At 46.3% G+C, this 15,534-nt stretch carries 12 protein-coding genes; 9 read left to right on the forward strand and 3 right to left on the reverse strand.

Annotation, left to right across the window (positions count from 1 at the left end):
- Positions 1-577: 577 nt before the first annotated feature.
- The gene (locus NT178_10440; GenBank protein ID MCX5812946.1) at positions 578-1,141 is read left to right on the forward strand and encodes a hypothetical protein; all 564 of its coding nucleotides are present in this window, start codon (positions 578-580) and stop codon (positions 1,139-1,141) included.
- A gap of 66 nt (positions 1,142-1,207) precedes the next feature.
- On the opposite strand, the gene NT178_10445 is transcribed toward NT178_10440, so the two are convergent.
- Positions 1,208-2,347 (reverse strand): hypothetical protein, encoded by a 1,140-nt coding sequence (locus tag NT178_10445; GenBank protein ID MCX5812947.1) that lies wholly within the window; start codon positions 2,345-2,347, stop codon positions 1,208-1,210.
- A complete protein-coding gene (locus tag NT178_10450; GenBank protein ID MCX5812948.1) occupies positions 2,344-3,351 on the reverse strand; it encodes a radical SAM protein in 1,008 nt (335 codons plus the stop codon). Before NT178_10450 ends, NT178_10445 begins: the two co-directional genes overlap by 4 nt.
- 377 nt (positions 3,352-3,728) lie before the next feature.
- Here NT178_10450 and NT178_10455 point away from each other — a divergent pair, with 377 nt between their 5' ends.
- The 8 genes from NT178_10455 (at position 3,729) to NT178_10490 (ending at position 14,237) form a co-directional block, all read left to right on the forward strand.
- Positions 3,729-4,763 carry a hypothetical protein gene (locus tag NT178_10455; protein MCX5812949.1) on the forward strand — a complete coding sequence of 345 codons (1,035 nt, stop codon included), beginning with the start codon at positions 3,729-3,731 and terminating at the stop codon, positions 4,761-4,763.
- 72 nt (positions 4,764-4,835) lie between these two features.
- Entirely contained in the window at positions 4,836-5,636 is an 801-nt protein-coding gene (locus tag NT178_10460) for a TonB family protein (GenBank protein ID MCX5812950.1), read from the forward strand.
- A gap of 133 nt (positions 5,637-5,769) precedes the next feature.
- Positions 5,770-6,393 (forward strand): MotA/TolQ/ExbB proton channel family protein, encoded by a 624-nt coding sequence (locus NT178_10465; GenBank protein MCX5812951.1) that lies wholly within the window; start codon positions 5,770-5,772, stop codon positions 6,391-6,393.
- Complete coding sequence (locus tag NT178_10470) at positions 6,390-6,809, forward strand: biopolymer transporter ExbD (protein MCX5812952.1); 420 nt, start codon at positions 6,390-6,392, stop codon at positions 6,807-6,809. The genes NT178_10465 and NT178_10470 overlap by 4 nt, the downstream gene beginning before the upstream one ends.
- Before the next feature lie 191 nt (positions 6,810-7,000).
- A complete protein-coding gene (locus tag NT178_10475) occupies positions 7,001-7,735 on the forward strand; it encodes a hypothetical protein (GenBank protein MCX5812953.1) in 735 nt (244 codons plus the stop codon).
- Positions 7,736-8,159: 424 nt separating this feature from the next.
- A complete protein-coding gene (locus tag NT178_10480; protein ID MCX5812954.1) occupies positions 8,160-11,549 on the forward strand; it encodes a FecR domain-containing protein in 3,390 nt (1,129 codons plus the stop codon).
- A 379-nt stretch (positions 11,550-11,928) separates the two neighbouring features.
- Entirely contained in the window at positions 11,929-13,179 is a 1,251-nt protein-coding gene (locus tag NT178_10485) for an ABC transporter substrate-binding protein (protein ID MCX5812955.1), read from the forward strand.
- Between the two features lie 365 nt (positions 13,180-13,544).
- A complete protein-coding gene (locus NT178_10490) occupies positions 13,545-14,237 on the forward strand; it encodes an HAD-IB family phosphatase (GenBank protein MCX5812956.1) in 693 nt (230 codons plus the stop codon).
- Between the two features lie 184 nt (positions 14,238-14,421).
- Here the strand turns inward: NT178_10490 and NT178_10495 are convergent, their stop codons facing one another.
- Entirely contained in the window at positions 14,422-15,534 is a 1,113-nt protein-coding gene (locus NT178_10495) for an ABC transporter permease (GenBank protein MCX5812957.1), read from the reverse strand.

Genomic DNA, 15,534 nt, shown 5'->3' on the forward strand with positions numbered 1-15,534 from the left:
TTCAAAGGGTAACAGCGCTGCTTATCCCCGCTGGCAGGTTATTAAGGCGGTAAAAGAAAAAAGGGTCTACACCTGTCCCGAAGGGGGTATTCCTCTGGGGACACGGAAGCAGCAAGGTCTTTCTTCTCGCCATGTGGCTTGCGAAAATTCTCCATCCCGACAAATTTCATAATCTTGATGAAAATAAGTTTCTAACACAGTGTTAGAAAATAAATATTCGAGGCTAAAATCCCCGTCAGTATTGATTACACGGGGAGTCTGACTTTTTTAGAAACAGTTTCTAAAAAAGTCTGCCGACACTGTGTCAACAATTCTGAACAGGAAATTTTATCTTGTATTTTTAAAAATGACATGATAATTACTAATAGTAACTAATAATAACTTATAATAACTTAAACAAACTTTATAATATTTATTATAACAATTTGTAATTTACCAAAATGGATATATCTGAAAGTTAGAGCTCTTATTGTTATGTGCGAAAACAAATATTTGATTCTATGGGAGCGTAATTTCAGAAAGCAGGAGAGTGATTTATTCATATTTTAATGAAATGACATAATCAACAGGAGAACCCATGGCAGCACAGATATTTTACGTATTCCTGATTAACGATGATCGGTATGTTCTCATTGGCAAGACTGGAGACGATCTTGTGTCTTCTGAGCAATTAGGAGTGCGGCAGCCTGATCTGCATGTTTCTTACCATCGGAATTTATGTGCCATATATGAACTTACTCCTGAAACACTATATTTCAGAGGCATAATCCCTATAGGAGAAAATGAAAATTACAAATCAATCGGAGGAACCGTGTCTGCTAAGAGTTCCTGTCAAGCTAACTCCCATGATCGGAATGAGGCAATACCATTCAACGGTAAAATAAGGCTCGCCAGGGGATTTATCAAGGAGCCATATATTAACATGGGTTATCAGAAAGCCCTTGCTTTCAGAACGGTTTTGGATATAACCCTGAAAGATGGACAAGTGGTTAAGGTAAAAAATCGCTCCCAGGAAATGGAACAAAAGCGTGACGCTCTCAAGGAATGCTACAACTCTGCAAATATCCGGGAATATCGCAAATCCTTGAATAAACTTGAAAAGATCCTTTATAAATTCAGTTTCGACATAAATTTGCAGTAGAATTGCCCTACAGAGACCTGCCAGGGGTCTCATGGACTGCAGACCCTGTCTGCACAATATTTACGGCTACATTTTGTTCTGTCGGTGTACAACCCCCATGGTTCCCTGGTTATAGAGATTCCGTGCAAAACACTCCACAGAAAGATCTGCGCCGACAACCATATGCATAAACATACTCTTGTTCCCCACAGCAACGCTCTTCCCGGAGAATTGGCTCGCCAGCGTGCCTGTCGGGATTGAGGTGAAGTACCCTGAGAAGGGGTATTCCTTAGTCTCCTGATCTTCCTCATAGTATTTGTACCCTGTGGGATAGTCAAAGACCCTGTGTTCGCCCGTCATGATAGTAAGATACTGAGCCTCGCCAGGTTCGTAATAGTACCAGTCCCGTCCATTTATGCAACTCGTGTGCGGCCAGGGGAAATCCTCCATTCCTATACCCTCAAGGACGATAACAGCCACTTTATCTTTCTTCAGTGCCGAGTCAACAATGCCTCGAATATCTGTTATTCCCTTTGGGTCTCCTGAAGGGCACGACAAGGGAATATGAAAACTGTTGGCAGGCACCATAAGCGCCTTACGGAGTGTCCCGCTTGACGTCTTGAAAGTACAGCCTTCCTTCGCAAGCAAGAGATACTCCGGCACACGTAATGCCTCGCTTGGAGATGCATTAAAAAGACTCAGCAGCTCATTTTTGCCCACAATTCTTTCAATATTAGGATGTTTCTCCAAAAATATAAGATCGGAGACACTGGGGTTGTGCAGACCGGCGTATCTGGCCGACCAATGGGTAGAAACAGCCAGGCCGTCAAGCCTGCTTACGTCGATAAAATCTGTAAAATCCGTCATGCCGCCCGTCCCGATAATAACCGGTGTAAAACCCGATTCTGCTATGAACCGGTTCGTCTCGGAAAAAACGGCAGCGAACATTTTTGCCCGTTCGTCACCGGTCATTGGCGTATAGCGGTTCGTAAAGTACTGCCCGGCATAGGCCAGGAATACAAGCTGAGGACAATATTGCTCTATGAGATCAAGGGCAACATTGCTTACCCATCTATTACTCCTGGTGTCCGTATCTCCCGGATAAGGATGTGCCCCCAGTACGCCTCGCATCATCTTCACAACAGGGCCGTCAGCTTCCACTTTAGCTCCGGTCCGGAGGTCAAAAATGTTCTGCCATTCTCGTGCATCGATAATTGCCACACTCATGATTGCACCTCCAGACTGTTCCATTCCGTCTTTTTTCCTAGTAGCCTGATCTCACGATGACACTCCGGACAATACTTACCGTCACAGAGGAAGCGATGGAGTTTGTCCCCACCACATCCGAGGCTGAAGCGTTCAATAACCACAAACCCGCAATTGGGGCAGATAGTGTTGACCCAATCGGAGCCGACAAAGTTATGGAAATAGACATGGGCAAGTTCGGTCCGTGCAGTCTCCAGTGCATCATTGATGGCCTCAATATTGGGATATTCGGCATCTTTCATATCGTGTTCCGGTAGAAGCCGAAAAACATGCCAGGGGATCTCGGGGTCTATCCCGGCAATGAAATCCGATATAGCGTCAAGCTCATCATCGTTGGCCGATTGGATCACCGGTGTTACAATCTCCACGTGGGCTGTTTCGGCAAGCCTTTTGATGGTACGAAGCACAGGTTCTACTGAAGGGATGCCTATATAGTCCTTGTTGAACCGGGCCGAAATCCCCTTGAGACCGATATTAAAAAATGAGAAAACGGAGGCGAGCAACTCAGTGGATTCTTCCGTCGTGTATCCGTTGGTTAGACAGCCCATGGGAATACCCTGTGCCTTCGCCTCTTTTCCAACCTCTATCAGTGTCGGGAGGGAGACTGTAGGTTCATTGACGTTGAAAACGATGTTGTGGCAGCCCAGTTTCTTAGCCATCCCAACAATCTCCTGCGGGGAATAATCCAGCATCCTGTCCTGCACGAGCGCGGGATCCTCCTTTGCAATAAATGCGTTGGAGCAATACTTGCAGTTGAAATTGCAGCCGCTCGTCCCTACGGTGAGGCTGCGGCTCCCCGGATAGGCATGATAGAAGGGGATAGACTCTATCCTGGATATTCCGCAGTTACACCATTTGTCCGGGAAACGCTCCTTTATGCCGTTATTATCCTCAACATACATCTTGCATAGGCCCAGCCTGCCGTTCCCAAGCTCGCAGCGCCATTCACAATAGTTGCAGCGCATATTCCTTTCCTCCTTTTAGTACATAGCATCTGAAAGCGGACAGATAAAACTAATTAGGATTACTACTACACGATAGGGTTTAATAATGACTTATTGATACATTTTATTACATACAAAAGTCAAGCGCATACATCATTGGATTGCAAGGCTCGTAAATCGCGGTCTACTCTAAGGGCATCGTGGCACAATTTGGGTAAAGATAGACTTGCATAAACACTGCAATATTGAGTATAATAGTAATTAATGAGTCCCAATTGTTATTCAAGTGTGCTATTGGTTATTACTGGTATTTAATTACCTGTATTATTGCTGTTGCTGCCATAATATCTCCAGAGCATCCCTTGGGACATAACGAAATATAGTAAGGAGAATACGGTATGATGAAAAAAATGTTCCTTATGGTTGTCTGTTTCTGTGTTCTATGTGCCATAGTTGTCGGAGCTTCTCCTTCTGTAGTGCTGACCATTGGCGGCGCGGTCAAACAACCGCTTAGCCTCAGTGCCGATGACCTCGCAAAATTTCAATCTGTTACGGTAAGGCTTGCCGAGATTTCTCGTGACAGGAATTACAATGGTGTATTTACGTACCAAGGTGTTCCTTTAAAAACCCTTCTTGAAATGGCATATATCGAAAAGACAGGGGCACTTTTCAAAAAACCTTTAGATCTTGCCATTGTAGTCCGGGACAGATCAGGAAAGACTGCTACCCTTTCCTGGGGTGAGGTTTTCTACAAAAATCCTTCCGATATAATTATCGCGATCTCGGCAACTCCTGTCACGCCTCATCACACTAACTGCGGAGAATGTCATCAGGCAAGCTTCTATGAATCCGCGCTTAACAAGCTCAAACGAAAGATAGGTTTTCCGAAGCTGGTCGTAGCAAACGACTTCTTCACCGACCGGAGTATCGAGGATATCTCACATATTGAGATTGTTGATCTGAAAAAGGACAAACCGAAGAAAAAAATGGAGATGCTCTTTTCGCCCAATTTCACTATTGTTGACTCTAAAGGCAAGTCCCTGGAAATTACAGATTTGAGCGGCTACCCACAGATCGAAACATTCACAAAAGAAGTGGGCGACGGCAGAGGCTACCATGGATTGAAGCAGTTCACCGGCGTATCCCTCCGTGACCTGCTCAAGAAAGCAGGCGTTGGTTCAGAGACGGACACTGTCTTTCTTGTTTCCTCTCCTGACGGTTATCAGGCAACCTTTTCCTATGGAGAGGTATTTCTTGCGCCCGGAGGTGAGAGAATCATCGTTGCAGATAAAATCGGCCAGAAACCTTTGAAGGACGGCGGCAGATTTCTCCTTCTTCCTCCTGATGACCTGGCAGCAGACAGAGATGTAAAAGCAGTGAATAAAATAGAGATAATTTCTATGGACAGTATAAAAAAAGAAAAGGGGAAATAGAAGTAGTGAACAGAGGGTTCCATTTCAATCTCTACGAGACCGAATGTATTGAACAATATCGGAGTGTAATCCATGTCTGACCTGGCCTTATCAGGACTGGATATTCGGACGCCTTCTCTGGCACACCATCCTCAGTGGAGGAAGTGTTTCCTCGTTGCGGTGGCACTACATCTGGCAATTCTGTCCATTCCCATATCAAAACTCGGCGGCTACTACGGTAGGGATAGTAGGGAGATTGAGGTTTCCGTCATACCGGAACCCACCCCTGTAGCGACGGTCCCGCCGGTAAAACCGATCTCTCGGCCTGTTCAGCCATTGAAGATAGAAAAAATTAAGAACCCACCGCCAAGCCGTCCCGAAGGAAAAAAAACCGCCGAAGAGCCGCAGAAAATCGTTTCCCCTGATCTGGTTCCATCAAGAGAAATGGTTCAGGTGGGACCGGGTTCGGGCGGTGTGGCCATTGTCGGCGGAACAGGAACAGGTGCAACCCTCTCCGGGTCTGCCGGAGAACCGGGAGGATCAGGCTCAGGACTGGGCCGACGCGGTGTAGGAGGCGGCGGGGGTGGAACAGGCCCCGTGGAGTCGCAATTCGGCACCGGAGACGGACCTCAATGGGCCTATCAGGAGAAACCTGTCTATCCTTACGCTGCTCAAAGGTTGGGAAAGAAAGGAAGAGTCGTTCTAAAACTCACTATAGACGAGAAAGGAAACCTTACTAAAACTGAAGTGATGGAAGCCACGGATCAGATCTTCGTCTCCGCCGTTCTTGATGCAGCTCGAAGATCAAAGTTCCGCCCTGCGCGGAGAAACGGCGTGCCTTTTGCCGCTTGGGCCACTTGGCCTGTCACTTTCAGTCTCGGCGATCATTCGTGACGTGGCCGGAATATCAATTGCAGAAAGTATTTTCAAAACACGGTGGTGTGCCTGGCCGGAGTCTATCCGGCTGCGGTACTTAACAAAGTAATGCTCAACAGGCTCCTCACGGGGCCAGGGAAGGAGAACTATAATGTGGTATATGCTTGTCAAAGGCGGGTGGATGATGATCCCGCTGGCTGTCTGTTCACTCGTGGCCGTCACCATCATCATCGATCGTTTCATGTTTTTCAAACGCATCAGCGTGGCTCACAGGGCTGAAGAGGTAATCGGCCTCGTTCGGAAAGGACGCACAGACGAAGCACTCAGCATCGTCGACGAGACGGCCGGCGTCTCAGGAGTCTTGGTGCTGCCGCTCATGAAGGTATTTTCAGCGGGTATTACGCACCGATCCGAACCGGCCGGTGCCATGGAGGCGGCAGGAATTGCCGAGCTCTCCATGATGAGGCGGGGATTGGTGGCTCTCGATACTATTATTACCCTCTCACCGCTTCTGGGTCTCTTGGGCACCATCATCGGAATGATCAGCTCTTTCAATATCATGGCAACAACAGGTCTGGGACAACCCCACGCGGTAACAGGGGGAATCGCAGAGGCGCTCATCGCCACGGCATCGGGCATCACCGTCGCCGTCATCACCCTCGTACCCTACAACTACTTTCTTGCCAGGGTCGAACGGGAAGCCGATGTTATAGAAACCTACGCCACAAGGTTGGAGCTTGCCCTCAACGCGGCGCCGAAAGAGCAGGTACAATGAGGCTCCCCCGCAAAACAAGAAAGAAGGTTCGCATAGAGATCATCCCCATGATCGACACCATGTTTTTTCTCTTAGTCTTCTTTATGGTAGCAACCCTCACCATGACCATGCAACGGGGGATACAGGTTAATCTGCCCCATGCGGCAACCGCCAGAGACGATATTAAACAGGTCGTCACTTTGACACTCACGAAAGAAGGCAAGCTCTATTTCGACAAGGATGAAATAGGCTCTCCTGCGGAGATTCAATCACATCTGGCCTCCATGGGGAAACGAGCCGGGGAAGTATCGATAATAATCAATGCTGACAAGGCCGTCGAGCACGGCAGGGTTATTGAGGCCATGGACGCCGTACGCAAGAGCAGTATCACGAAGATAGCAGTTGCGGTAAGACCTGTAGGTTTATCCGGCAACTAAACCACCACAGGCCTTGTAGATTCGCAATAAAAACATGAAAACACAGTTCCCGATGCAAATCGGGTTGACCGTTCTTTTGTCATTAAGTTTGCCCTGTCGGCAGAGGCAAGAGGTTTCATAATCCGCAAGGTTTAAAACAGGGGACTATGCGCTTTACAGAAAATACTTTGAATTTTAAGAAAAAGGAGAGCATGAAGATGAATTTACTTATCGCCCTTGATGATACGGACAACAAGGAAAGCATAGGCACAGGCAGGCTTGCCCGCATGCTTGCACAGGACCTGACTGATAGCGGACTTATAAAACAAAAAGGCATAACAAGGCACCAGTTTCTTATCCATCCTGATATCCCTTATACCTCCCATAACAGTTGCGCCTGTATTGAAGCTGACGCTGACGCTGAAAACACGGATAAGATCTTTCACTTTTCCCGGGATTTCATCCTTGCCCATTTCAATGAAGGCGCAAACCCAGGATTGTGCGTGCTGGACCGTGAACGTGTGCCAAAAGAGCTTGTTCAGCTTGGCCGCCGGGCACAGACAGAGGTTGTTGCCATTGAGGATGCGCGGAAATTGGCAAATCAACTCAACATTCCGGTCTGGTGGTACGGGGATACAGGCCAGGGCGTTATCGGGGCTATGGGTGGAATCGGTCTTCGAAGCACCGGCGATGACGGCAAGTTTATCGGTATGGACGGCATACGGGACATCAAGGGCACAGTCACCGTAGGCGAGATATACAGAAAGACCTCCATAGTGAGGGTAATAACACTTACAGGCAAAGCACTGGGTAAAGACGAGACCATAAATACAATGAATTGGATACGTCCGGTGCTGCAAAACGGAGAACCTGTACTTACAGTGCTGAAGGAAGAAAATGAGTGGAGAACAATAGAAAAATCAAAAAGAAAAAAGGATAAGATATGAAACAATGGGATAGGCATTTATTCAACAAGTTTGCTCTCAGGGATATCATTTTTTTAGGGTTCTGCGCTACCTTCATTGTCGTCAGCCGCGCCGGACTTCGTCTTCATTCATATAACTTCATTGACTTCTTCCTGGTACCCGCTTGCGGGTGTCCCTCGACGTACCAAAATGTACGCCTCCGTTGCCTCCTCCTCGTCCGGGTACCCTCTGGGTGCTATCTTTGAATCAGAATTGGTATCATCTTCCGGGCTTGACTATGGAGTAATAAATAAAACAATGTTCCGATCATATTTAATAAAAACAGTCAGGAAAATCCAGTAACAAAATCAAATGTGATATTTATCATTGACATATTATGTTTAAATAATAATATATAAATACCAACATAATTAATAATAACTCCATAACAATGAACACAATTATTATGAAAAGACATCTTATTATATCTCTTATAATTGTTTCAATCGCCTTCTTATTCTTTGCGAGCCTGTCCCATGCTATCCTGGCAGGTAAGATCAGCATGCTTGAAGGCAGAGTAGATGTATTGAAGCCCGGGAAGAATACAACCTCGCCGGTAAAGGCGGGAGACTCTGTAGATGTGGGCGATATCTACCGTGCAAAGAGCGATGGAAAGGCAGAGATTACCTTCCTTAACAACAACATATTAAAGATTGCATCCAACACCAGGGCCGAGATAAAAGAAGCCATGTTTGAAGGAAATAAGAGCAGCAATATAGTTAAGCTCTACCGCGGGAGGGTTCAGGCCATCACCAGTGAAGAGTTTATCAAAAAAACGGCTGCCTTTGCAGAGGGCAACAAGTTTGAAGTACATACTCCAAATGCTATAGCAGGTGTCAGGGGTTCCAATATGATCGTCTCTTTCCTCCAGGGTATAACGGGGACTCTCTTACTCAGTGGGATAGGCTACCAATACAACCCCGGTGATCCAAACAAGGCAACAATTACCTTAACTAAGGGATCCATCTCTTTCGTTTTGACGGTCACATCTTCCCCAACCCCTGCAAGGCAGGCAACGGAGAGCGAAATCACCGTACAGGTGAAGACGGTTGTCCCGTCAACAGGATCAGGGGGTGGAAGCACCGGAGGACCAGGCGGAACTACCGGGGGTACCGGGGAAACCGTTTTTATTGCATCAGCCCCAACAACCGGAACGGCATCTCTCGCTGAAAAGGTGATTCAGTTTCTTGAGTCGGTCTTTCAAGCTAAATCTTCTACTCCACCATTGCCACCGCCGGTTATCACAACAGATACAACACTGCCAACCATACAAATAACCTCAAAACCGGCGGCATTAACAAACCAGAGTATGGCAACTTTTGATTTTCAATCTAATGAAGATGCAAACTTCAAGTATAGCCTTGATGCCAACCCCTGGGTAACAGTGAGCGGATCAAACCATAAAACAGTTACCCTGTCAGGGGTGTCAGATGGAAATCATACAATTTATGTAAAGGCAGTGAATCAGGCAGGTAATGAATCGACGACAACATCATATGCCTGGACAGTGGATACTGTTGCCCCGGCAGTGACAATAACCACATCACCGGCGGCATTGACAAACTCCGGCAGCGCTTCCTTTGCCTTTACAAGCAGCAAGACCGGAACATATACCTATAGTCTCGACAGCGGCGGGGTAACAACCACAACAGGCTCATTTAACTTGACCGGGCTCGCAGACGGAAGACATATTGTTGAAGTAAAGGCTACTGACCAGGCCGGGAATATCTCAACAAAATCATATACCTGGACAGTGGATACTGTGGCACCGACAGTGACAATAACCCAACAGGCATCACCTGCTGTTGACAGCAAAACCGATGTGAATGTTACCTTTTCAAGCAGCAAGACGTCCACTTATTCGTATAAACTCAATTCCGGTGCATGGATTGATGCAGCTTCTCTGTTAACCATCTCAGGCCTTTCCTCGGGAGCTCATGTGCTCTATTATAAGGGCGTTGATCAGGCCGGGAATACATCATCACAGAACTCTCTATCCTTCACACTAAACCGGGATTCCCTGTCAGGCAAGGTAGGCGGGATAGGGGGAATGGATTCAAGTGCAACAACAGCAACTTTGGAAGCAACAGGCGTGCAAAATGCAAACTGGGGCGGCTGGAAAACAAACCTTTCTTTTATCGCCGATATCGCATCAGGAGATTCATGGTCAATCCAGACCGGCGGCAGCAGCGGATGGAAACGTTGGATCGAAACCTCAACAGGCACATCAAACGGTACAAACCTTACGGGAATATCGGACCTTACCTTTCTAAGCTGGACAACCCTCGGCATTGGCGCAAAAGGGACCTTTACGGGTTCGGCTTCCGGCGGCAACTGGCAGGCCACAGTAAACGGCACAGGTAAGTACAGCGAAAGCGACCTCAAACATTACATTTATACCTATTATTCTTCTGATATGTACTATTATACATCGGAAGGGTGGTGCACAAGCGGGGAGATTACAGATTTCGGCGGCGGAGGTACACAATCCCTATGGGGCGGCTCCTATCCGACATCACTAACACTCATAGGGAAATACACGCCCGGTGACTATTCGGCCATATGGCACTCCGATAATGTTTATGCCAACAATTATTCAGAGGATCGCAGGATAACCTTCGATTCACCCCCCGGCGCCATAAGGGGTTTTCTTGTGGGCGCCCGCGCATCAGATAATACAATGGATGCAAGGATTGCAAGCCTTTATGTAAAAGACACTGCCCAAAGCGCGGGGATTATATTGGGGAGCCTGTCCGGGAATGCCTATCCCGGCATCGGCATGTTCATGATGACAGGCACAATGAACGAGCCTGTTGAAATGGTTTCGTCTGGCATCGGTTTTGAAGCAAAAGACTTTGCCGGCCTTGGAATTTATTATGATTCGGTAAGTGATTCAAAAAGCGAACTTATCTGGGATCCTTCAGGCTCTTTCACCGGCGGCGGAACCATCGTGCCCGTAACGGGAATGCATACTCGCGGATGGATCAAAGATGCCGGTGAACAGAGAGATTGGGGTATCTGGCTGCATAAAATCGGCGGCACATATTCGGGAACAATATCCGATTCATGGCAGGCATCCTTTGATTTTATCGGGGATACAACATCTGAAATCATGGGGACTCAAACATGGGGCACAAAATGGTCCAGCGCATCGTCTGACCAAAAAAAGATACAGGGTATGACATACGGATACGGCACGGGGTCTGTGCGGGACGGTGAATCATCAACGCCAAGCACATGGGTAAGCGCGGGGGAAACAGTCGGCACCTTTAACCCCGCTGCTACGCCCAGCCCTACCTTTCAGGCCATCTCCACAGGCGCCTACATCGAGACAAATAAATTTCTCGCAATGGCAGATACTGACGCCGGAAGAGCAATGCTCCAGAAGCTCAATATCCCCTGCATACAGGTAGGCAGCGCCGATCTTACCGGGAGCGGGGCTTATGGTGACGGTTTAACCCTTACGGTAAACATGTATAATACTAAATTTTTTGCCGCTACAACCGGAGGCCCTGCAAGGATATGGGCAACCGGTGGAACAGGGGAATCACAAGGGGTACAGGGCAGTTATAACGGGTGGGGCGCCCCTCCATCAGGCACAACCGCAGTTTTAAACGGCGGCAGCGGACTTGCTGCCACTTTTACTGTGAAACAATTTGATGGATCCACCTGGCGCGCGGCAATAGCCGGCACAGGAGGTTTCAACGGTTCTACGAGTTTCAAGGGCGCAGGCGCAGGCAAAGTCAACGCCGAAATGAAAACCTTCAGTGGCACCGCAGCAGGAACGGCAAAGTAAATTTTCGGTAAAAAATGAAACTCCCCGCAGCAGAGCAGCGAGGTTCTCCCTCACCCTGCCCTCTCCCACAAGACGCGGGTCCCCGGCTAAGAGCAGGATATGGCATATTGGCATATATTCAGGCAAGACATCCTGATAAAGTATGATACTGGTGGGGTTATGAGTGAGCTGGTAAGTTACAATCGAAGGTCTGAAGACTTGCCGGAAGAAATTGCTAACACTGTGATAGCAATTTCTGGAATCTCCGGAAAGTCAACGCGGATGCTGCTTCACACAATTACATGCAATACTTTAAGCGACTATAAAATCTCATGCTTGACATGAAAAATGAAATGATTTAACATTCTGAATAAGCTTTTCAAATAAAAAAGGGGGTTATATGAAAAAACCAATCTATATCTCTATTATTTTATTGTTTGTTTATTGCTGTTTTGCCGGTTTATCCTTTGCGGCAGAAAAACCCATAAAACTTGGTGTAATGTTTATTATGTCAGGACCTATGGGCGGTTATGGCAAGCATGGTAAGCAGGCAGTGCAGATGGCTATGGACGAGATAAACTCAAATGGCGGGATTTTAAACAGGAAAGTAGAGGCTATTTTTGAAGACACCAAGCTCAAGGTAGATATAGGCGAAGAGATTGCAAAAAAGTTTATTACTAAAGATAAAGTGGACTTTATCATAGGGCCCACTTCCAGCGCCGTCGCAGTGGCTGTGTCGAAGATTGCAAGCCAAAATAAGAAAATATTGATTTTAACGCAAGCGGCAGCAAATTCAATGACAGATGATCTGTTTAGCCCTTACCAGTTCAGCATACTGAGCAATGCCATGATGCATTCGCGCTCCGGGGCATATTATATGTCTTCAAAGCCATTGAAACGCTGGATGTGCATCGGACCGAATTACAACTACGGTCATGAATCATGGGCGGCATTCAAGAACAAGCTAAAGGAACTTAGACCGGATGTAGAGTTTGTTGGCGAGTTATGGCCTAAGCTTATGGAAGCTGATTATACGCCTTTTATTAAAAAGATTGCTGAACTCAAGCCGGATGCAGTTTGGTCGCCTTTATGGGGCAATGATGCAAATAACTTTATTAAACAGGCATTGCCCTCCGGTCTGTTTAATACTATAAAGTTTGCCTTTCCTGATGGGGCGGCGCTTGAGACACTTATACCTCTTGGGAAGGATTTGCCGGAAGGTACATATGTGGCAGCACGTTACTTTTTTCTTACACCTGATTCGGACATGAACCGAATGTTTGTTAAAGCCTATTACGAGAGGTTTAAAGAATACCCGGATTATATGGCAAACGAGACATATGCCGGTGTTTATTTTATAAAGGCTGCTGTAGAGCGTGCAGGCTCATTAAATGCTGATAAAATCATTAATGCTGTTGAAAAGGAACCGTTGGCATGGGAGACCCCGGAAGGTTGGAAGATAATGAGGAAAGAAGACCATTCCGTTGTTGAGGACGTTGTATGGGGCGAGACAATATACAGCGAAAAATACGGGTTTTCCATTCTGAAAAACATGGAAGCTATACAGGCAGAACAGATATGCCGTACTCCGGATGAGCTCAAGGCAGTTCGTGATAAATACAGTAAGAAGATGAAGGAAGGTAAAAAGTAATTTAACGATGAGAAAACTTCTCCTCATTACCAAATGCAGTGTACCGGGGCGGGAAGTCATACCGTGATACTGCATAAGAGATAGAAGATCTTATTGAAATATGGAAGGCAGGATCAGAAATGGTTCTGCCTTTTTCTTTATTACAAACGTTGATCATCAATTATTGTTGTGCTGTAACCCTAATGTAATACCAATTCGCATTCATAGATAGAACGAGGCAACGAGGAGGAACCGACGCAGGCGTGCTTTCCGGTACGTCGAGGAGCGTGACGACGAGGTAACGAAGTTATATGATTGAAGGCGAATTGGTATAAAATATTTAGAATTGACATCAAAAATCACACAGACTATTATGTACAATACCTATGGACCAAAGAAAGATCGCGTTATTTGATATAGACAAAACCATCTACAACGGCTATCTGATTTTTCCCCTGGCTGAATATTTTTTGAAAGAGCATATCATCAGCAAGGATATTGTCGATAACCTGTATCAGGATCTGCATTTGTATCGGTCAAAACATGTTGATTACGAAACAAGTGTTGAGCATTTCAATATGCACATGGCTTACGGTTTGAAAGATCATTCTTTCGGTTCAATCCTCAGCGCAACAGCTACTTTTCTTGAGACTGAGGAGGGCAGCAATTTCTTTCCCTTTGCAGAACCGCTCATAGAATTATTGGAGAAAACGTACGATATCTATCTTATCACCGGAGAAATGCAATTTGTCGGCAAAGCGGTTGCAGATTATTTTTCCGTACACGGATATATTTCAACAGAGATGGAGGTTGAAAATGTCGTGTTCACCGGAAACATTAGCAAGTCCTTGGCAAAGAAGGAAGGAAAAAGAGATGCCGTTGAAGACCTCTTTTGTGTATATCCATACAAGGACTCCCTGGCTTTCGGTGATTCAGAGGGGGATATAGCTATGCTCAATAAGGTTGCAAACGCTTTTTGCATAAATGCTACAGAAGGTCTCAGGGAAGTTGCACTCTCAAGGGGATGGCATATAGTCACACCTATGTCTATTATTGAAGCTGTGAAAAAGGTTTTGTAGAAATTTCAGAAACAAAAAGATTGTCTACCGGGAACGGGGTATCCTTATTTCGCAAAATAATTTTCTGGATAACCCCCATACCCTCTTTCACGACCGCATTGGACTGACAACTGACGGCAAATACATTCAGTTCATTTTGACAAAAATATTATCCGGGCAGGCATATATTTCACTTTTTTAATTATTATCCCAGCCTCTTTTTAAACCTCAGGGAACTCAGCATCATTACAAACATTCCAAGTATGAATAGCTCAAGCATCTGAGGCCAGAGGATATCAATCCCGTTTCCTTTGAGAAAAATCCCTCTGATGATTACAAGAAAATACCTCAGCGGGTTAAGGTATGTGCCGTACTGTACAGCCGGCGGCATATTCTCAATCGGGAACATAAGCCCTGATAAGAGTACGGCAGGTGCAAAGAAGAGGAACGTTGCCATCATGGCCTGTTGCTGAGTTCTCGATATTGTGGAAATAAACAATCCTATGCCGAGAACCGACAGGAGATAGATGGCAGTGCAGAAAAACAGGAGCGTAAGCGAGCCTGCAATAGGAATGGAAAACCAGAATACACCTACCGTAGTCACAAGGAACATATCGAAGAATCCTATCATGGCAAAGGGGATGGTCTTGCCCAGTATGAGTTCAACAGGTTTAAGAGGCGTCACCATAAGCTGTTCCATGGTGCCCATCTCCCTTTCCCGCACAATTGCCATTGCGGTCAGGAGAAGGCATATGAGCATTACCATAATAGCGATAATACCCGGCACATTATAGTTTCTGCTTGTGAGATCAGGGTTGTACCATGCCCTTGGACGCACTTCGAATTTGACCGTATTTGCCCGAACCTTCTGAACGCTCAAATCACCTGCGTATTTCATAATGATTCTGTTTGCGTATCCCATGGCCACAAGAGCCGTGTTTGAGTCTGTCCCGTCAACAAGGACCTGTATTTCTGCCTGTTTCCCCTTTTTCAGGTCTGAGGAAAAGCCGCGGTTTATCTGAATAGCCGCTGTGATCTTCCCCCTGTCGAACAAATCCTGAATAGCATCATTTGAAGAAATATCGTAATCCATGCTGAAATATTTCGAGGCGCTGAACCTTCTTGCAAGCTCGCGGCTTTCATAGGATTTGTCAAGGTCATATAATGCCGTCCGTATACTGTTAACATCCGTTGTAACCGCATAGCCGAAAACAATCAATTGCATAATCGGCGTACCAAAGATGACTGCCTTCATGCGCCTGTCCCTGAAAATCTGGATAAACTCCTTTATTACCATCCTTTTTATCCGCTCAAACAT

Source organism: Pseudomonadota bacterium, from assembly GCA_026388255.1.
Taxonomy (GTDB): domain Bacteria; phylum Desulfobacterota; class Syntrophorhabdia; order Syntrophorhabdales; family Syntrophorhabdaceae; genus JAPLKB01.

Coding starts and splice junctions, on each gene's coding strand:
- NT178_10455 (MCX5812949.1), top strand. CDS start 3,729: ATGATGAAAAAAATGTTCCTTATGGTTGTCTGTTTCTGTGTTCTATGT.
- NT178_10490 (MCX5812956.1), top strand. CDS start 13,545: ATGGACCAAAGAAAGATCGCGTTATTTGATATAGACAAAACCATCTAC.
- NT178_10485 (MCX5812955.1), top strand. CDS start 11,929: ATGAAAAAACCAATCTATATCTCTATTATTTTATTGTTTGTTTATTGC.
- NT178_10475 (MCX5812953.1), top strand. CDS start 7,001: ATGAAGATGAATTTACTTATCGCCCTTGATGATACGGACAACAAGGAA.
- NT178_10480 (MCX5812954.1), top strand. CDS start 8,160: ATGAAAAGACATCTTATTATATCTCTTATAATTGTTTCAATCGCCTTC.
- NT178_10465 (MCX5812951.1), top strand. CDS start 5,770: ATGTGGTATATGCTTGTCAAAGGCGGGTGGATGATGATCCCGCTGGCT.
- NT178_10445 (MCX5812947.1), bottom strand. CDS start 2,347: ATGAGTGTGGCAATTATCGATGCACGAGAATGGCAGAACATTTTTGAC.
- NT178_10495 (MCX5812957.1), bottom strand. CDS start 15,534: ATGTTTGAGCGGATAAAAAGGATGGTAATAAAGGAGTTTATCCAGATT.
- NT178_10460 (MCX5812950.1), top strand. CDS start 4,836: ATGTCTGACCTGGCCTTATCAGGACTGGATATTCGGACGCCTTCTCTG.
- NT178_10450 (MCX5812948.1), bottom strand. CDS start 3,351: ATGCGCTGCAACTATTGTGAATGGCGCTGCGAGCTTGGGAACGGCAGG.
- NT178_10470 (MCX5812952.1), top strand. CDS start 6,390: ATGAGGCTCCCCCGCAAAACAAGAAAGAAGGTTCGCATAGAGATCATC.
- NT178_10440 (MCX5812946.1), top strand. CDS start 578: ATGGCAGCACAGATATTTTACGTATTCCTGATTAACGATGATCGGTAT.